This is a genomic window from Kribbella sp. VKM Ac-2569, from assembly GCF_004216905.1.
In the GTDB taxonomy this organism is placed as follows: Bacteria; Actinomycetota; Actinomycetes; order Propionibacteriales; family Kribbellaceae; genus Kribbella.
This window is the reverse complement of sequence record NZ_SGXJ01000003.1, coordinates 146,396-165,720: the sequence shown is the minus strand read 5'-3', so window position 1 is coordinate 165,720 and position 19,325 is coordinate 146,396. Positions and strand designations below refer to the sequence as shown.

The window sequence follows — 19,325 nt, the reverse complement described above, 5'->3', positions numbered from 1 at the left end:
CGGACACGGTGTGTTGTCAGGTCGCGACGCGCCGTGTATCGCGTGCGGAAAGGGCTAGCTTTTGGGTGGGGTTTCGGGCGTAGGGTCTGCACAGGATGTTTCGTGCCGAGGGGGGACAGACTGTGAGCGAGCGCGCTACCGAGTATCCCGACCACATCGATGCCGCGGTGCTGAAGATCGCCGGTGTCGTGGTGCTGGGCGCGATCATGTCGATTCTCGACATCACCGTGGTGAATGTCGCGCTGCCGACCTTCCAGGACGAGTTCGGCACGCCTGAGAGTCCGATCGCGTATTCGCACGTCGCCTGGACGGTCACGGCGTACACGCTCGCGCTGGCGACCGTGATCCCGCTGACAGGCTGGGCCGCCGACCGGTTCGGCACCAAGCGGCTGTACATGATGGCGATCTTCCTGTTCACCGCCGGGTCCGCGCTGTGTGCGACCGCGACGAGCATCGACATGCTGATCGGCTTCCGGGTCCTGCAGGGTCTCGGTGGCGGCATGCTGATGCCGCTCGGCATGACGATCATGACGCGGGCCGCGGGACCGCACCGGATGGGCCGGTTGATGGCCATCCTCGGCGTACCGATGCTGCTCGGCCCGATCCTCGGCCCGATCCTGGGCGGCTGGCTGATCCAGATCGCGAGCTGGCACTGGATCTTCCTGATCAACGTGCCGCTCGGCGTGATCGCGCTCGTCTACGCCTGGCGCGCGCTGGCCCCGGACACGGCGCAACGCACCGAGTCCCTCGACCTCCTGGGTGTCGTGCTGATGTCCCCCGGCCTGGCGTTGTTCCTGTTCGGTGTCTCGTCGCTGCCCGCCGAGGGCGGTGACTTCGGGGCGCCGCGGGTCTGGGTCTCGATCCTGATCGGCGTGGCGCTGATGGGCGCGTTCGTCTGGCACTCGTTCCGGCCGCGGCACCCGCTGCTCGATCTCCGGCTGTTCCGCGACCGCAACCTCACGGTCTCGATCATCACGATGTTCCTGTTCGCGGCCGCGTTCTTCGGCGGGTTGCTGCTGGTGCCGACGTACTTCCAGCAGATCCGCGGCGAGTCCACGCTGCACGCCGGCCTCCTGGTCGCACCGCAGGGCCTGGGCGCGATGGTGACGATGCCGATCGCGGGACGACTGGTCGACAAGATACCGGTGGGCCGGATCGTGCCCTTCGGGCTCGCGGGCATCGTGATCGGCATGTTCGGCCTGACCCAGATCACTGCCACCACGCCGTACATCGTGATCATCGCGATGCTGGTCGTGATGGGCTTCGGGATGGGCGGCACGATGATGCCGCTGTTCACGACGGCGCTGCGGACGCTCTCCGGGCCCCAGGTCGCGCGCGGTTCGACACTGCTCAACATCAGCCAGCAGATCGCGTCGTCGGTCGGCGTCGCGACGATGTCGGTCATCCTCACCAACCAGCTCAACGACTCGCCGATCATCCCCGGCACCCAGGACATCCCCGGGCTGGGCGACGGGATTCGCGAGACGCAGGCGGCGATCCTGTCCAACACCCGTCCGGAGAACGTTGCCGCGCTCCACCTCGACCCGGCCGCGATCGCGCGTGGGCTGGTCGACGCCGCCTCGTCGTTCGCCCACACCTATTGGGTGGCGTGGGCGCTGGTGCTCCTCACGTTGGTGCCGGCCTTGATGCTCCCCCGCAAGCGCGAGGTGACTCATCTCGCCGACAAGGACTCTGTGATCGACTGACCGGCAAGGAGATCGCGCGGATTGTCGGAGTGCTTCGGTAGTGTCCTGGCGTGGACATTGGGGAGCGGATCCAGGAACTTGCTGATCGCATCGTCGTACTGCGTGACGCCTACTACCGCGGTACGCCGACGGTCGCCGACGCGGAGTACGACGCGATCGAGGACGAACTGCGGACGCTCGTCGAGGCCAACCCGGAGCTCGCGCCCGACCCGAACCCGCTGGAGCAGGTAGGCGCGCCGACGGTGCTGCACGCGCCGATCCGGCACTCTCGACCGATGCTGTCGCTGGAGAAGGCGACCCGCCCGGAGCAGGTCGAGGCCTTCTTCGGCCGCTTCCCCGGCCAGTCGGTGGTCGTCATGCCGAAGCTGGACGGCCTGTCCTTGGCCCTCGTCTACGAGAACGGTCGCCTCGCGCGGGCGATCACCCGTGGTGACGGGACCACCGGCGACGACGTGACGCCGCTCGTGCGGGCCCTCGCGGACGGCGTCCCCGACCGGCTCGACGTACCGGATCGGGTCGAGGTCCGCGGTGAGGCCGTCATGTTGCGCTCCACGTTCGCCGCCTACAACGCCGCGCACGCGGACAAGCCGTTGATCAACCCGCGCAACGCCGCGGCCGGGACGCTACGAGCCAAGGACGCCGCGACCGTGTCCGAGCGACGTCTGCAGTTCCTGGCGTTCGATCTGCTCAGCGACCAGGCCGACGCCGATCTGGAGCGCGCGCTGCAGACGATGGGGTTCACGGTCGCCGACATGCGGCACTGCGACGACGCCGCCGCGGCGCAGGCGGTGATCACCACGATCGAGCAGCAACGCAACGAGCTCGACTACGACCTCGACGGCGCCGTACTGCGGCTTGCCGATCGCGATGCTTTCGCTGCCGCGGGCACGCGGTCGAGCTCACCCCGTGGTGCGCTGGCGTTCAAGTTCGCGGCCGAGGAGAAGACCACGGTGCTCGCCGACGTGGTCTGGGACGTCGGCAAGACCGGCAAGATCGCCCCGGTCGCCTGGCTCGAGCCTGTCTTCGTCGGCGGTACGACGGTCACTCGCGCGACGCTCGCGAACCAGGAGGTGATCAAGGCCCGCGGCATCAAGATCGGCGACACCGTCCTGGTACGCCGAGCCGGTGACGTGATCCCGTTCGTGGCCGGCGTACTCGACGCGTCGAAGCGCACCGGCGAAGAGCGCGACATCGTGCCGCCGAGCACGTGCCCGTCGTGCGAGCAGCCGCTGACCGAGCAGGGCAACAGCCGCGAACTGTTCTGCACCAACGTCGCGTGCCCGGCCCAGACCGTACGGCGGTTGATCCACTGGGCGTCCCGCGCGGCAGCAGACATCGACGCGATCGGCGGAGTCTGGATCGAGCGCCTGGCCGAGGCGGGGATCCTGGAGAACCCGTCGGACTTCTACAAACTGACGGCCGAGGGACTGCTCGAGTTCGACCGCATCGGCGAGGTCTCGGCCGCCCGGATGATCGACTCGATCGAGACGAGCCGGCAGGTCGGCCTGCGCCGCGCCCTGATCGGCCTCGCGATCCCGATGGCGTCCGAAGGGACCGCGGCCAGGTTGTGCCGGGCCGGCTTCGCCTCGCTGGAAGCAGTCGTCGACGCGGGCGAGGACGGCCTGGTCGCCGTGGAGGACATCGGTCCGAAGGTCGCCGCCTCACTGATCGAGCACCTGACCCGCCTCAGGCCTGAGCTCGAACGACTCCGGGCAGCTGGCGTCTCACTCGACGTACGCGAGGAAGACCTGCCGCCGGTCGTGGCTGCCGGCGCACCGCTGGCTGGGAAGACAGTCGTCGTCACCGGCTCCATCAGCGATCCCCGCTCCGGCGAGAAGGTGGCTAGGCCCGCCTTCCAGCGACTCTGCGAGAAGGCCGGCGCGACCATCGCCTCCTCGGTCTCGGCCAGCACCGACCTGCTCATCACCGGCGCCGATGTCGGCGCGTCCAAACTCACCAAGGCCGAGAAGCTCGGCGTCACCGTCGTCGACCAGTCCGAGATCTGGCAACAACTCCGATCCGCCGACTTGCTCGGCTGAGCCCGTTTTGTCGAGGTCCGTACGTCGGTTCCGATGTCCCGTTCGACAACACGAACCAGCCCAGGAGGCGGACTGAGATGATCGAGCGCGACCTGCAACTGGCCGACGGCCGCACGCTGCACAGTTACGACACCGGCGGCGACGGCTTCCCGGTGCTGTGGAACCACGGGACGCCGAACGTCGGCGCGCCGCCGGAGCCGCTGTTCGCCGCGGCCGACCGGCTGGGACTGCGCTGGGTGTCGTTCGATCGGCCCGGGTACGGCGGCTCGACGGCGCAACGCGGGCGGACCGTCGCCTCGGTCGCCGGCGATGCGGCCGCGGTGGCGGACTCGCTCGGGATCGGGCAGTTCGCGGTCGCGGGGTACTCCGGTGGCGGCACGTTCGCGCTGGGCATGGCCGCTGCGCTGGGCGAACGTGTCCGCGCGGTCGTCACGCTGGCGGCGATAGCGCCGTACGGCGTCGACGGACTGACCTGGTACGACGGAATGGTGCCGTCGTCGATCGCAGCGCTGGGCAGCGCGGCGGCCGGTGCCGACGTACGCGAGGCCCTGCACAATTCGGGTTTCGAGTACGACGCCGGCTTCACCGCCGACGACCTGGCGATGTTCGATGGTCCGTGGGGCTGGCTGGGGAAGGTCGCAGGTCCGGGGCTCGATGCCGGTCCGTACGGGCAGATCGACGACGACGCGTCGTACACGCGTCCTTGGGGATGCGACCCCACCACGATCACGGCTCCGGTTCTGCTGCTGCACGGCACCACGGACGGCATCATCCCGGTGAGCCACGGCCACTGGCTGGCGGCGCACTGTCCGACAGCGACCCTGCAGGTGTGCGAGGGCGCGAGTCATTTCACGATCGTCGAGCACGCCGAGTCGGGCCTCGACTGGCTGGCAGGGGTCGTCGCATGAGGCCCTTCACGATCGACGTACCGGAGGCGGACCTCGCGGACCTGCAGCACCGGTTGGCCAACACCCGATGGGCTCAGGAACCGGTCGGTGACCTGGCTGGGTACGGCGTACCGCACGGGTGGATCGAGGAACTCGTCGGCTACTGGCGCGACGGCTACGACTGGCGCTCGTGGGAGGCGCGGCTGAACCGGTACCCGCAGTACACGACCACGATCGACGGGACGAACGTCCACTTCCTGCACATCCGCTCGCCCCGGCCCGGCGCACTGCCGTTGATCCTCACGCACGGATGGCCCGGGTCCGTCGTCGAGTTCCTCGACGTCATCGAACCGCTGACCGATCCGGCCGAAGGCCTCGCCTTCGATCTGGTGATCCCGTCGCTGCCGGGATTTGCCTGGTCCGGGCCGACACCGGACCTCGGCTGGGGACCGCAGCGCATCGCCCGGGCATGGGCGGTCCTGATGGAGCGGCTCGGGTACGACCGCTACGGTGCCGTTGGCAACGATTGGGGTTCGCACGTTGCTCCCGAGCTCGGCCGCGCTGCCCCGGACGCGGTCGTCGGTGTCCACGTGACCCAGCTGTTCTCGTTCCCGGACGGCGAGTGGCTCGCCTATCCCCCGAACGCCGATCCGGATCGCGACGCGCTGACGACCGAGGACAACGAGGCCCTCGACGCGCTGCGCGGCCTCCAGCGCGACTACGGCTCCTACGCCCACGTCCACGCCCAGAGGCCTCACACTCTCGGGTTCGGTCTGACCGACTCCCCCGTCGGTCTGCTCGCCTGGAACGGCCAGCTACTGCGTGACCTCGACCGCGACACGCTCCTGACAGACGTCACGGCGTACTGGCTGACCCGAACGGCGACCTCAGCCGTCCGCATCTACGCCGAGCATCAACGGCAGATCGCGCCCGGCAAACCGACCACGGCACCGCTCGCCCTGGCCCAATTCCCGGACGACCTGCGCTCGATTCGCGCCTACGCCGAACGCGACCACGCGAACATCGTCTCCTGGACCGTGCACGACCGAGGCGGTCACTACGCCGCCCACCAGGCCACCGATCTCCTGGTCCAGGACATTCGCACGTTCTACGAAAACCGGCTGTCCAGTTCCTGACGTCGCACTGGCGCCCGGTGGGCCGGACCGGACAGGGTGGACGTATGGCGAACAGCACCGGCAAGGACGGCGAGCTGACGGGCTTTCAGGAGCAGGCGCCGTACGACGAATCCATCGACCTCCGTACCGACTTCGTGATGGTCTACGGGCTCAACGACACGACACCGCAGCGGATCGCGCGCTGGCGCGAGGCGGGCTATCGCGTTCACCTGATGACCGGGATCTCCTGGGGTACCTATCAGGACTACCTCGACGGGCGGTGGGACGGCTCCGGCCATTGGGACGACGCGCAGACCGCGGGTGACGGGTCGCCGATCCTGCACGGTGATAGCACCGACATCCCGTACATGGTCCCGACCTTCAACTTCACCGAGTACCTGGTGCAGAAGCTCCGCCCGATCATCGAGCTCGGTGTCGAAGGCATCCATCTCGAGGAGCCGGAGTTCTGGGCGCGGGCCGGCTACTCGGAGTCGTTCAAGCGCGAGTGGCAGGCCTACTTCAAGGAGCCGTGGCAGCCTCCGCACAGCACGGCCGAAGCGCACTTCCGCTCCGGGCAACTCAAGCAGCACCTGCTCTCGCGCAGCCTCGACCGCGTCACCTCGGTGCTGCGCGACGAGGCGCTCCAGCAGGGTCGGCAGGTGCGCTTCTACGTGCCGACGCACAGCCTCCTGAACTACACGCAGTGGCAGATCATCAGCCCCGAATCACGCCTGCGGACGCTGCCGTCGATCGACGGCGCGATCGCGCAGGTGTGGACCGGAACGTCCCGGACGCCGAACGTGTACGCCGGGAAGGTCGCCGAGCGCACGTTCGAGACGGCGTACCTGGAATACGGCATCGCGCAGGACCTCACCCGCGGCACGGACCGGCGGATGTGGTTCCTGCACGACCCGATCGAGGACCACCCGGACCGCACCTGGGAGGACTACCTGGCCAACTGGCAGCGCACTCTTATCGCGTCGCTGCTGCACCCCGGCGTCGCGCGGTACGAGGTGGCGCCGTGGCCCAACCGGATCTTCAACCGCCCGTACCTGCGCGACGGATCCACCAAGCGGGAGCTCATTCCGCCGGACACCGCCACCAGCTACCTGATCGCGATGAACCGCCTGCGCGACCTCGACCAGCCCGACGTGCGCTGGGCTCAGGAAGGCCCACGGATCGGGATTGCGCTCTCTGACACAGCTATGTTCCAGCGCTGGTCGCCGGGCGGGGAGAGTGGGCATTACGACGGTCTGCAGGACGCGCTGGCGCTGGAGGGTCGCGAGCAGCTGCACTTCTCCGACTTCTACGGCCTGGCCCTGCCGCCGCTGTACGACGGGCAGCGGGTTTGCCCGGTTCAACTCGAGAACGTGATCGACACCCCCGATGCGCTGGACGATATCGACGTACTCGTCCTGAGCTACGAGTTCCAGAAACCTCTTGCTCCGGGCATCCATTACGCGCTGGCCGGGTGGGTCAGTCGCGGCGGGAGCCTGCTGTACGTCGGCGACGGCGCGGACCCGTACCACGAGATCCGTTCCTGGTGGACCGGCCGGTACGACACCTGCGCGGACCATCTGGCCGAGGCGCTCGGGGCTGATCGCAAGCAGGACGGCGTACAGCCGATCGGTCAGGGTCGGGTGCGGTTCATTCCGTCTCGTCCGGCGGACTTCACCGAATCACCGGAGCGCGCTGCCGAGCTGGTCGCGGCGATCCGGGAGCTGACCGGTCAGTCTTGGGAATCGACCAACTGGCTGTCGGTGCAGCGCGGGCCGTACCTCATCGGCGCCGTACTGAAGGAGAGCGGCGGCTCACATGTTGTCGAAGGCACCTATCTCGACCTGCTCGACCCACAGCTGAGCATCGTCCTGCATCGCTCCCTCGGCCCGGGCGAGCTGACTTGGCTCCGCGACCTCACCTACGACGAGGAGCCGCTGCTGGCGTCTGCCGGGCGGGTCGTGAACTGGCAGCAGGATGAGACCAGGATCCACTTCTCCTGCGAGGCACCGCTTGGCGTGCAGGTCACGACGGCTCTGCGCGTGCCGAGCGAGCCGGTGTCGGTCGACGGAGCTGAGCTGCGGTACGACGCGGAGGCCGGTGTCGCGTGGTTGCGCCATCCCGGCGTTCCTGCCGGGACACCCATCGAGCTCAGATTCTGACCGTGGCCGGGACCCCAACGGATGCTGGGGTCCCGGCCTGTGGGTCTCACATGGTGTGACGTAGAACGACTGTCACGTGGGTGGTGCCGCGAGGTAGGTGGATGGTGCCGGCAGTTTGGTTGATGGTTGCGCCCTTGGCCGCGACGTACGCGATGTTGTTGCGCAGCGCCGGGAGTTCGAGGCTGTAGCCGGTGGGGGTTGAGGTGTTGCCGGTGAGTTGGAGGGTCACGGTCTTGCCGGCCGTGGTCAGCTGGTAGCCGAGGCGGCCGCCGTTGGTCACCGGGTAGCCGTTGAGACCGATCTTCTGCTGAGTGCGGATCCATTCGTTCGGGACACCGCGTCCGATGATCACCGTGCCGTCGGACTTCTCCGCGATCAGTGAGTCGAACAGGACCTTCGTCGCGGTCGACTGACCCCACATGTGCTGGTTCGACCCGCCACCACCGCGCGCATGGTCGATGTTCCACGGCGAGTCGGCGCTCGGGTAGTCGACGCCTTCCCACCAGCCGAACGGTCCACTCATCGTCTTGTCGATCATGTACTGGTACGACTTGATGCCCAGATCGCGATACTCCTCGCCACGCAACGCGGCACTCCCGTACCCGGCGTTGTACGCGCTCGAGAAGTACCCGTGCGGATACCCGCCGAAGTTGTAGATCGTGTCGGAGACGTCCTTACGCCGCTCGAACCCGTGCGTGTACGTGTCGTCGATCTTGTCGAACATCGTCCCGCTCTGCGCGGCGCCGAACAGGTACCCGTCCCAGGCCCATCGCCCGAACAGGAACATCGAGGCCCAGTTCGCGTCCCGCGGATCCTTACGCGGACCGGTCTCGTTCGGTTCGACCATCGAGATCGGGATGTAGTCCAGGCCGTACTGCTTCATCGTCTGATCGATACGGGCGGTCGCCACCTTCAGCAGGTCGTCGTACTCCGCCTTCGCCCACGCGGCCTCCGCGGTCTCCCCGAGTGCCGTGGCGAGATAGCGGTACGTCGTGAGTCCGGTCAGCGCGGACCAGTTGTCGATCGTCCAGTACCCGTGGGAGTCGATCGCGTCGGTCTGCTTGATGATCCCGGTGCCGCCGTCGATCCGGTCGGTCTCGATCGTGTGAGTGTTCTTCTTGATCGTCTCGAACCGGCTGCGGATGAAGTCCTTGTCGCCGGTGCGCTGCAGGTACAGGGCGTACGGCCAGCTGTACTTCCACTTCGCGTCGTCGTACTGCAGCTGCGCCGGCAGCGTGGACAGGTAGTCGCGCGCATAGGTGAAGTCGCCGATCGTCAGCAGGGTCGACACGATGCCGATCGTGTCGTGATCGAACATCTCGTCGTACCCGTTCTCACCGACGTGCAGTTCCTTCGCGCCGTTGATGTCGTCACGGATGATCAACGTGTAGATGTACCCGGCCTTGTAGGCGTTGATCAGCCGCTTGTCCGGCAGGTCGGTGATGTTCGCGATCGCCGACAGGCGGTTGTTCCAGTACTGGCGCATGTGGCTGTAATGCTGGTCGAACCCGCCGAGCTGTTGCAACTGGACCGCGGTCGGCCAGTCGTACGTGCCACCGAATCGATCGGCAGCCACTGCATAGTCGCGTACGACGGTCTGCCCGGCGCCCACTGTGGTCTCTGCTGGATTCAGGGGCGTCAACAGGTTCGACACCCGCGGCAGCCGGGCCGATGTCGACGTGGTGTTGGTGACCGTCATCCGCGAGTACGCGACCTCGAATCGGTTGCCGCCGACAACGACCAGATCGGCGAAGTTCTCGACCTTGATCCCGAGCCCGTCCTTCGAGTACTCGCTGACGAACGCCGGCAGGTACCCCTCGGCGTTCGACCACTTGATCTTTCCCGGGATGTTCGGCACCCCGAACGTGATCATCGCGTCGCCCCGGCTGCGCAGCCGGTAGCTGCCGTCGATGAAGGCGATCGGCGCGTTGAGGTCACCTTCCCAACCGAACGACGACGTGAGTCCCGGGTTCGTCACGGAGGTGTACTGCGCGTTCGCCGCAGACGACAACGCCTCGTCGAAGGCCGCCTTGAGGAACGTGTATGCCAGTCGCAGCTCGTCCTCCTGTGCGCCGCCGTCCGCGAGAGTCGCCGTCGCTGCCGTGATCTCGTTGTCCAGTTGACGTTGCGCCGACGCGCTCGCGGCGTACACATCGGCCGACGCCGCCTCGTCGATAACGTTCTGGATCAGCTGTCGGTAGTCGCTTGCCAACGCTACTCCTGCCAATGTGACGTTGCCTGAGGCATGCGTCTTGCGGGTCAACTGCGCGCTGATCCGGGCCGAGTCGCCGGGCGCGAGGTTCAGCTCGAAGAGCCTGGTGACCGACGGATCGGTGCTGACCAGATCAGTATTCACGAAGGCCGGCGCTCCGTTGACGTAGACCGAGATCTTCGCCGAGGCACGCCATACCCCGGAGACGAAGCGCAGCGTACGGCGTTCCGCTGCCGCTGGAACCGTGAGGTCGTACCCGTACGGATCGGTGAGGTCGACGTCGGTGTTCGCGCCGTCGGCGAAGAAGATCCCACCGTGACGGGTGCCCGGCTGGGACGCGGTCGGCGTACCGTTCGTCCACGAATAGCTCACCGGGTTGTCGCTCTGCGAGCCGATCGCGGCGCCCGTCTGCCGGTTCGCGACCGCGAGTCGTGGCGTCGAATCCGGCACGCCGGCGCGACGATTGACCGTCGATCCGTCCAGATGCAACCAGTCGTCGACACCCTCGGCCGTCAGGTTCATAGCGACTGGTGCCGCGGTTGTCGTTAGGCCGGACGACAATGTCGAGAGCGCCGCGGCCGACAGGGACAGGTTGCCCGCCGCCTGGAGTTTGCTCGAATATTTGCCCGTCACAACGACACCCTCTCCCGGGCGAATCGTCACGGTATAACGCTTGGCGGCCGCCGTACCACTCGCGTTGATCTGCGTGGTGTACGCCGTACCGCTGCCGTCAACCGCCGCGACAGTCACGGCTCCGGTGGCCTGCCATATCCCACCCACGAACACCAGACGTCGTGGCGAGTCTGCGGCCGGAACGGTGATCCGGTAGCCGGCGTCGTGGGCCGTCGTGTCGCCCACGGTCGTCGTGTCGTAGTTGAACACGCCTCCGGTGGTGACGCCCGTGGCCGCGGACGGTCCGTCCGACCACCCGAACGAGATCGGGCTGTCGTCGAGCGTGGTCCGGCCGCCGTCGGGATTCAGGTCGTCGACCGCGATCGCCTGCGGTACGCCGGCCTTGCGGTCGATCCCCGTACCGGTGACGTGCACCCAGTCCAGGTCGCCGTACGACGTCAGATCCATGGCGCCGCCGACTCCGCGACCGTTCGGGAGGTTCTCGACGTTCACCACGAACGGATCGGCGGGCGGGGCGGCCGCGGGTGCGGCCGGGGCGGAGATCACTGCGGTCACCACGAGCGCTGCGGCGCCTAGCACCGCTAGCAGTCTGGTTCCGTGCCTCATCTTGGGTCCCTTCAGGAGGTACGCATGCGTGGTCCGGGCAGGCTGGATCCGCGGACCACCAGTTCCGGTTCGAGCAGGACGTGTTGCGGCTGGCGGGGATCGCCGGCCATCAGGTTGTCGATGGCCTGGATCAGCTGCCGTCCGACCTCGTCGATCGGCTGGCGCAGGGTGGTCAGACCCGGACTCACCAGGGCGGCTGTCGGCGAGTCGTCGTACCCGGTGATCGCGACATCGACTCCGGGCCGCAGACCTCTTTCGTGCAGCGCCCGCATCACGCCGAGCGCGAGCGTGTCGGACGCACAGACGAGCGCGGTCGCGGGCCGCGAGGCATCGAGCATGCGGTGTGCGGCCTGGCAGCCGGCTTCGAGTGAGTCCACGACCGCGGCCTGCAAATCGGCCTCGAGTTCGCGCTCGCGGCAGGCGTCGAGCCATCCTTCACGGCGGTCCTGGCCGAGCTCGGACTCCGCGAGCCAGCCGATGTGGCCGATCCTTGTGTGTCCTTGCGCCGCCACGTGGTCGGTCGCGGCGCGGGTGCCGGCGCGGCCGTCGACGTCTACCCACGCGAGGCTGTCGTCGCCGTCCCAGGAGCGGCCGAACGAGGCGAACGGCACACCCCAGGAACGCAACGCGGCGACCCGGTCGTCGTTGTGATGCGTCTCGGCCAGGACGAACGCGTCGATCGAGGTCTTCTTCAGCAGGTCCCGGTACGCCTTGATCTCGCCGGCCGGGCCGTCCTCGGCGTGGCACAGGATGAGGTGGTAGCCGGCCTCGACGGCGGCCGCGTTGAGCACGTACAGGAAGTCGTCCATCAGGAGCGACGCCTTGTCCGGGCGGGACGGGCGCATCTTGAAGGCGATCAGCGACGAGCTCCGGTTGCGCAGGGCGCGGGCGCTCAGATTCGGCTCGTAGCCCAGTTCCTCGACCGCGGCCAGGATCCGCTTCCGTGTCTCTGCCGCCAGCCGGTCGGGGTTGTTGAGCGCGTTCGACACCGACTGTGCCGAGACCCCGGCCCGCTGCGCGACCTGCGCAAGCGTCACATGACCATGCGGAACCGGCCCCCGACTGGTGTGCTGCGGACCCATCCCGCCTCCTGCCTGATATTAACGTTAAAAACAACGCCTGCAAGCTACTGAGTCATTCGGTACGCCGTCAAGAGCTCGCGACTGGACAGAACCTTTAACGCTAATGTCTCGGACCTCGAGCGCGACTTTGCTACGAAGCCCGCGGAGGGGACGACCCCGGCGTCAATGCGGGTCGACCCCCGGGAGACCTAGGCTCATGCGGTCATGCGGTCATACGCTCACGCGGAAGAACGGAGAGAGGTCATGCTGGTCGAACTGATCCCGGCGATCGGGCCGCTCCCCGGGACCGCCCCCGGTGGCGCTCCGCAGGCATGAGGCGACGCTCCCTCGCACTCACCCTCGGCGGCGTGCTGGCGTTGACCGTGGCCGCACTTGCCTACTGGGACCGCTGGTCCCGCCGGCAACACTGGCTGGAAACCGTTCTCGCCCAAGACTGCCGGCACGTCCCGCCACTCCCCCAAGTCGGCGTCGTGACGCTGGCCGGCATCGCAATGTGCTTGGTGGCAGCCGCCTGTTCGAGTGTCGCCCTCCTGCGATCCAGCCGCGGCCTGACCGCTCTCGCCGGCATCCTCCTGACCGCCGCATTGCTCGGCGGCCTCGGCGGCACCGTCGTACTCACCGACACCCCATCCAAACCCTCCGACGGCCTCGACGGCTCCGGCCTTCCCTGCCCCAGCGGCTGATCATTCCTAGCCCACGGCAACTTTCCCGGTGCCGCAGGAACCGCCACACGGACCCGTCCCCCTCGCCTCCGAGCGACATGTTGATCGGGCCAGATTCGGCGTTGTTGTCGTCCTGGTGGCGTCTTCCGCCGAGCCGCTCGCTCCCGCCCAGGTGGCAACTGCCGCACGTTGCGCCTTACCCACGGGCATTCGGTCTCGCCCCAGCAAGGCTTCACGGGTCGACCCGGTGGGTGCCGGTGGGATCGACGTGGAAGATGAACCCATGGGGCGTGGTCCATTCGAGCGTCTTGTAGTCGATCCGGTGCACGCTCCATCCGCGGGCATGGGTCTTGACCCGGTGCCCGAACCTGCCCAGCGGCGCAAGATTCGTCGTACTCGTCTGCCCGGTTGGCCCATGAGGGTCATACGGCTCGATGTGGTCCAGGTCGATGCTGTCCGTGGTTTCACGAGTGCCGTACGGGAACAGTTCGGCCGGATACATCAGCTTGACGCGCTCCCGGATCCAGGTCGGGATCTCGTACGCGTCGACGCTCTTGGCGTCGTTGAGGTCGATCACCGGCTTCACCGTGTACGGGCCATAACCGATCAGTTCGGCCAGTTGAGCCGCCAGCAACGGCCCGATGGTTTCGGCGCGCAGCACGCCGCTGCCGGTGGCCAGGGTGTGGTCGGTGAGATGCACGACCACCTCGGTCTGCCCCGGACGCACCTGCCGTGCCCGTGTCCGTCCTGCCGGCACCGGCACCTGCACCGGACGCATCTGCCCCTTGGCCCCGCTCTCCGGTCGCACCGGCACACCCGGACGCGTCAACTCACCTGAGCTACCCGGGTCGGGCGAACTGCCCGGCTCGGACGGACTGCCCGGGCGGTCGGGGTAGCTCGGGTGGGTGGGATAGCTCGGGTTCGCGTAAGCGTCCTGCTTGATCTGCGCGAGCCGGGCACGGAGCGCCCGCAACGCAGCAGCATCCATCGACGAACCCTCACCGGGTTCGTTGCACCCGTCCCTGACCGCGTCTGCGGCCTGAACTCGTGTTCGCCGGTCGAACGGATCGGTCGGCGGATCCGGGTCCAAGGGCGCGGCAGCCTCCAGCCACGGATCCTCCAACGGACCCACCGGCTCCACCGGCTCGAACTCGAGCGACCCGGGCAGTTCAACCGAGTCCGGCAGTTCGCGAGCATCCGATGATTCGAGCGAGTCCGGTGGCCCGGGCAGGTCTGGCAGACGTCGAGAGCCGGGAAGCGGCAGACCGAGGGTGACGATCCGCGGCCCAGTCTGACCGCTCTCACCAATCTGCACCACCGCGTCGCGGTCCGCCGCCGGGTTGTCCCGCACCATCTCGTCGTCCGGCACCACCGCATCACCGGGCACCACCGCATCACCCGGCACGACCGCCTTGTCCTCAACCACCACGTTCTCCTGCAGCACCGGGTTGCCCAGAATCGCGGCGTCGTTCGGCGCCGCCGGAGTGTCGGGCGTTGCTGGGTTGTGGGGTTCGTGGGTGGTGGCTGGCTCGGGTTCGGTGGGGCTGGTTGCCGGGTCCGGCGGGTCTGGCTGGTGTTGGGCTTGGGCGAGGAGTTCTTGGGTGAAGGCGGCGTCGGACAGGATGTCGATGGCGTCGGCGCGGCGGTGCTGGAACGGGCGGGTGTCGCCGAACTTCTTGAGGGCTTCGGCGATGTCGGTGATGGTGGTGTTGCACCGGTTGACCGCGCCGGCGGGGGCTTTGATGTAGATGGTCTTGTTGCCGTGACCGTCACCGCGCCCGATATAGACACCGCGGTCGTCGGCGGCCTCCGTGGCCTCGGCGGCGGCGCGGGCGGGGTCGGCGTGTTTGCGGGCCGCGCGGACGATCTTTTCCAGCCGGTACGGCGAGATGCTGTCCACGATCGCGGCGACCTTGCGGTCGACGTACTCCGCGGCGGCGTGGTCGAGGTTCATACACGCCCGCACAATCTGGCGAGCCTTCCACGGAGTGGCCTCGCCGACCTGGATCCGGGCCCAGGTGCGCGGGAACCGGTGCCGCAACGCCAACGCGTCGGCGAGGAGGTCGCGGCCGACGCCGGGCGAGACCCCGAGCACGACGGCGAATTCGGCGATCGCGAACTCGGCGATCTCCGGACAACCCTCGCCGCCCAGGACGACGGCGCGTTCGCGGCCTTCATAGGACCTGCGGGTGGGGCGGGGTTCGCACACGGAGGGGTGGAAGCGGTCGGCGTAGATCTGGGCGGATTCCAGCAGCCGCGCGTCGGCTCGGCTGGCGACCGTGCGGCATTCCGCGGCCTGCTCCAGCAGGTCGCGGGTGGGCAGCGACTCCAGATCTTCCTCGAACATGTGTTCGATTCTATGCCAAGCAGCCTGGGCGGGGCAAGTTGGCGGCAGTCGGTTTTCCCTTATCCACAAGGGGAAACGTCACATGATCGACCTACCCGAAAACGTGTATACGGCGACCGGGAGCGGCAGGCGTTGCCCTCGTCTCCGGCCTCGCCGTTGGCGGCCGGCCGCGACCACCGAGCGCGTGACGGGAGGCACGGCGGGCGTCGATGCCAGTCACCCCGGCGGCTGGTCAACACGGCGCCACAAGCCTTGAGCCGATAGACCCGCCCTCGGGTCGCCGGGTTGGTTGTTCAGTAGCGGGTGGGGCGTGCGAAGCGGGCGCGTCGAGGGGCGAGGGCGTGGCAGGCTAGCGCAGGTGGGGGCTGTTACTCCTCTGAAGGCCTACTGTCGTGGCATGAGTGAGCTTGTGGTGGAGGCGCCGGTTGTTGCTGTGACTGTTTATCCCGATCGGGCGCGGGTTACTCGGCGGGGGCGGATTACGGTGCCCGGTGGGGATCAGGTCGTATACGTCGAACCGCTGCCGCTGTTGCTGGAGGAGGACTCCGTGCGGGTGTCGGGGCGCGGACCGGCGACGGTGCTTGGGGTGGACGTGGCGACACGGCATCATCCGCAGGCTCCGGACGAGACAGTCGCCGAGCTCGAGCGAGTCCAGCGTGCCGCGCAGGACGAGATCGCGGCTCTCACCGACGCGGACGACGTACAGGTGCAACTCGAGACCTTCCTCGCGCAGTTGGCGAAGCGGGCCGGTGGAAGTTTTGCGCGCACGTTGGCGTCGGGTGATCCGGGGGCGGAGCTCGGTGAGTTCACGGAGTCGCTGGCGGGGCGGTTGTCCGCCGTACGGGCGACGCGCCGGGAGCTGACTGTGCAGCGACGTGAGGTGGAGGAGCGTCTCGCCGCCGTGGGCCGTCGGCTCGCTGCACTCACGGAGAAGCGCGTGCCGGACCGGCGTACTGCGGCTGTCGCGTTGGCGCTGGAATCCGAGGCGGAGGTCGAGATCGAGCTCTCGTACGTCGTGCCCGCGGCGGGGTGGACCAGCTCGTACGACGTACGTCTCAAGGGTGATCGGCTGACGTTGAGCTGGTACGGCCTGATCACGCAGCGCACCGGCGAGGACTGGCCCGAGTGCGACCTCACGTTGTCGACGGCCCGTCCGACTGTGACCGCGAAGGTGCCGGAGCTCGACGCCTGGTACCTCGATCGCGCGCGCCCGCCGATGCCGCACGCACCGGCCGCGGTTCCACTGTCCCGCGGCGCGGTGAGACCGCAGGCCGCATTCATCGAACAATCGGCCGAGTTCGTCGACCTGGCCGCGACCGTCGAACAAGGCGTGACCGCGGCGACGTACACCCCACCGCGACCCGTCGCCGTACCGGCCGACGGCGCCACGCACCGGGCGACGATCGCCGCGATCGAGCTCGACGCGGACCTGGACTACATCACGGCGCCGGTGCGGTCCACCGACGTACACCTGCGGGCCACCGTGGTGAACTCGTCCGCCCACACGCTGCCGGCCGGCAAGGCCGCGGTCTTCCACGAGGCGGACTTCGTCGGCTCGGCCGCGTTGCCGCTGTGGGCGCCCGGGGAGGACGTCGAGCTCGCTCTTGGCCTGGACGACCGCATTCGCGTCGAGCGGAAGCTGGTACGGCGGGACGCGACCAAGGCGACGCTCGGGTCGACGCGACGTCGGCAGGTCGAGTACGAGACGAAGATCGAGAACCACACTCCTCGTACTGCCCGGATCACTGTGCTCGACCAGTTCCCGGTCGCCCGCGACCACGAGATCACCGTGAAGCGACTGACCGCCGACCCCGAACCCACGGAAACCACCGACCTGGGCGTCATCACCTGGAAACTCGACCTCGCCCCCGACAACGAAACCACCGTCAAACTCGCGTTCCGCGTAGACACCGCCAAATCCGTCGACCTCACCGGCTGGCGCGAATAGTCAGGTGATCTCGAGGTTGGCCATCATGCCCATGTCTTCGTGCTCGGCGTTGTGGCAGTGGAAGAGGTAGCGCCCGCGGTAGCCGTCGAAGCGGGTGATGATCTCGGCGGACTCCCCCGGCCGCAGCGACACGGTGTCCTTGAGACCCGCGTCGTGCGGCAAGGGAGCACGCCCACCGCGTGACAGCACCCGGAAGCCGACGAGATGCAGGTGTACGGGATGGTGGACGTCGGCAACCAACCGCCAGATCTCCACATCGCCGAGCCGTGTGGTCACGTCCGTGCGGTCCGGCGCGAATGCCTGCCCGCCGATCAGCCAGCCATGCCCGTCCCCCATCTGCCCGGCACGGAACGAGAAGTCCCGCACTCGCACAGCCTCCGAGCGCTGCCACTCCGGCAGATCGTCGGACAACACCTCAGGGATCCGGCTACTGTCAGCCGCCTTCCGTACGACGCTGAACGCCATCACGTCGCGCGTACGCCCGGACCCCAACCGATTGACGATCCGAACCCGGCTCCCAAGAGGCACCTGACCGAAGTCGAGAATCACGTCGTACCGCTCGGCCGGCGCGATCGGCAGATTGCGATGGATCACCGGTGCACGGAGCAGCCCCTGGTCGGCGCCGATCTGCACGAGGTCGAGGCGACGGCCGTCGTCGAGGACCGCTTCGAGGTCGTAGTGCCGCGCGTTCGACGCGTTCAGGATCCGCAGCCGGTACCGCGCAGCGTCGACCTCATGCACCGGCCAAGGCGCCCCGTTCACCAGGATCACATCACCCAGAACCCCCGCAATATAAGGCTCCTGAACACCATGCTGCATCTGCAACGTCGGGTCGATCGATGGATAGGCCAACGACCCGTCAGCGGCGAACGCCCGGTCCGCGATCATCAGCGGCAACTCGCGCACCCCGGACGGCAACCCAAGTGACTCCTCGGCGGAGTCGCGAACGATATGCATCCCGGCCAGCCCTCGCCAGATCGCCGGCGCAGTGAAGTCCATCCGGTGATCGTGGTACCAGAGCATCGTCGCGCGCTGATCCAACGGGAACGTATACGACCGCGTGACTTCGCTAGTCACCGCCCGCGGATCATGCATCCCGTGCCCCATATGCCCCCACCCAGCAGGCAGCACGAGGTCGGTCGGATACCCGTCCGACTCCGCCGGCGTCCGCCCGCCGTGAAGATGTACGACGGTAGGCACCGGCAACTCGTTGCGATGGGCAACCGTGACCGCACGCCCTCGATGCGACTCGATCGTCGGTCCCGGGAACGTCCCGCCGTACGTCCACAACCGGGTCGGCACACCAGGCAGGATCTCCGCCGTGACCTCGCGCTGCACGATCTCGATCTCAGCACCGGACAACACTGACGGAATCGGCAACGGCACCGCGAACGCGGGCGGCAGCGGTACGGCGCTACGCAACACAGCACCCGTCGACGCTGGACGCCGCGACAGCGCAGCGGCACTCGACAACCCACCCAACGCCACCACTCCGAGCGCTCCCCCGATGCCCAGCACCTGACGCCGGCTCATCCGCTCACGCATGCCCGACCTCCCGCCGTACGACGGGCTGCCGCCAGACCGCAATGAACAGCACAACGACAGCCGCAACCGTCATCACCCCCAAGGGCAGGTGCAACCACAACACCCCGTCCTGCCCCGCGAAGTACTGCACTGTCTCGGCCACCACCACGCCCAGAGACGCGACGAACGGCCAGACCTGCCGCAGCCGAACCCACACCACTACCGCCGCGATCACCTGCAGATACCCAAGAGAGGTGACGATGTCCGCGCCCACCGCATGCATGCGCAGACCGTCGAAGTCGCCACTGAGATAGACCCCGGCGAACACCGGCTGACCGAAAACCGCTACCAGGTGCGCACTGACGACGCCCCGCAGAACCCAACCACTGACCATGCGAGCGACAC

12 protein-coding genes are annotated in these 19,325 nt (G+C 67.9%); 7 read left to right on the top strand and 5 right to left on the bottom strand.

The annotated features are described in order from the left end of the window. Nucleotides 1–122 precede the first annotated feature (122 nt). The 5 genes from EV649_RS21025 to EV649_RS21005 all read left to right on the top strand — a co-directional run bounded on the left by EV649_RS21025 (nucleotide 123) and on the right by EV649_RS21005 (nucleotide 7,906). Complete coding sequence (locus EV649_RS21025) at nucleotides 123–1,706, top strand: DHA2 family efflux MFS transporter permease subunit (protein ID WP_241998489.1); 1,584 nt, start codon at nucleotides 123–125, stop codon at nucleotides 1,704–1,706. 50 nt (nucleotides 1,707–1,756) lie between these two features. Further along, nucleotides 1,757–3,745, top strand: a complete 1,989-nt coding sequence (ligA, locus tag EV649_RS21020) for an NAD-dependent DNA ligase LigA (protein WP_130385264.1) — start codon at nucleotides 1,757–1,759, stop codon at nucleotides 3,743–3,745. Nucleotides 3,746–3,822: 77 nt separating this feature from the next. Continuing rightward, nucleotides 3,823–4,653 carry an alpha/beta hydrolase gene (locus tag EV649_RS21015; protein ID WP_130385263.1) on the top strand — a complete coding sequence of 277 codons (831 nt, stop codon included), beginning with the start codon at nucleotides 3,823–3,825 and terminating at the stop codon, nucleotides 4,651–4,653. Further along, nucleotides 4,650–5,768, top strand: a complete 1,119-nt coding sequence (locus EV649_RS21010; RefSeq protein ID WP_130385262.1) for an epoxide hydrolase family protein — start codon at nucleotides 4,650–4,652, stop codon at nucleotides 5,766–5,768. The genes EV649_RS21015 and EV649_RS21010 overlap by 4 nt, the downstream gene beginning before the upstream one ends. A gap of 44 nt (nucleotides 5,769–5,812) precedes the next feature. Beyond that, the gene (locus EV649_RS21005) at nucleotides 5,813–7,906 is read left to right on the top strand and encodes a hypothetical protein (protein ID WP_130385261.1); all 2,094 of its coding nucleotides are present in this window, start codon (nucleotides 5,813–5,815) and stop codon (nucleotides 7,904–7,906) included. Between the two features lie 46 nt (nucleotides 7,907–7,952). Here EV649_RS21005 and EV649_RS21000 read toward each other — a convergent pair whose 3' ends face one another. Both EV649_RS21000 and EV649_RS20995 read right to left on the bottom strand, forming a co-directional pair. Then, nucleotides 7,953–11,357: a sugar-binding protein gene (locus tag EV649_RS21000; RefSeq protein WP_130385260.1), complete on the bottom strand. Its 3,405-nt coding sequence runs from the start codon at nucleotides 11,355–11,357 to the stop codon at nucleotides 7,953–7,955. An 11-nt stretch (nucleotides 11,358–11,368) separates the two neighbouring features. Beyond that, nucleotides 11,369–12,394, bottom strand: coding sequence for a LacI family DNA-binding transcriptional regulator (locus tag EV649_RS20995; protein ID WP_198682611.1), 1,026 nt, complete (start codon nucleotides 12,392–12,394; stop codon nucleotides 11,369–11,371). A gap of 356 nt (nucleotides 12,395–12,750) precedes the next feature. On the opposite strand from EV649_RS20995, the gene EV649_RS20990 reads away from it, so the two are divergent. After that, nucleotides 12,751–13,122, top strand: a complete 372-nt coding sequence (locus EV649_RS20990) for a hypothetical protein (RefSeq protein ID WP_130385258.1) — start codon at nucleotides 12,751–12,753, stop codon at nucleotides 13,120–13,122. Nucleotides 13,123–13,333: 211 nt separating this feature from the next. On the opposite strand, the gene EV649_RS20985 is transcribed toward EV649_RS20990, so the two are convergent. Continuing rightward, the gene (locus EV649_RS20985) at nucleotides 13,334–15,448 is read right to left on the bottom strand and encodes a DUF222 domain-containing protein (RefSeq protein WP_130385257.1); all 2,115 of its coding nucleotides are present in this window, start codon (nucleotides 15,446–15,448) and stop codon (nucleotides 13,334–13,336) included. Nucleotides 15,449–15,845: 397 nt separating this feature from the next. Between EV649_RS20985 and EV649_RS20980 the strand changes: the two genes are divergently transcribed. Then, nucleotides 15,846–17,396 carry a mucoidy inhibitor MuiA family protein gene (locus EV649_RS20980; protein ID WP_130385256.1) on the top strand — a complete coding sequence of 517 codons (1,551 nt, stop codon included), beginning with the start codon at nucleotides 15,846–15,848 and terminating at the stop codon, nucleotides 17,394–17,396. On the opposite strand, the gene EV649_RS20975 is transcribed toward EV649_RS20980, so the two are convergent. After that, on the bottom strand, nucleotides 17,397–18,941 hold the full coding sequence (locus EV649_RS20975; RefSeq protein ID WP_130385255.1) for a multicopper oxidase family protein: 1,545 nt from the start codon (nucleotides 18,939–18,941) through the stop codon (nucleotides 17,397–17,399). Then, nucleotides 18,934–19,314, bottom strand: a complete 381-nt coding sequence (locus EV649_RS20970) for a hypothetical protein (protein WP_130385254.1) — start codon at nucleotides 19,312–19,314, stop codon at nucleotides 18,934–18,936. The genes EV649_RS20975 and EV649_RS20970 overlap by 8 nt, the downstream gene beginning before the upstream one ends. Nucleotides 19,315–19,325: the final 11 nt, after the last annotated feature.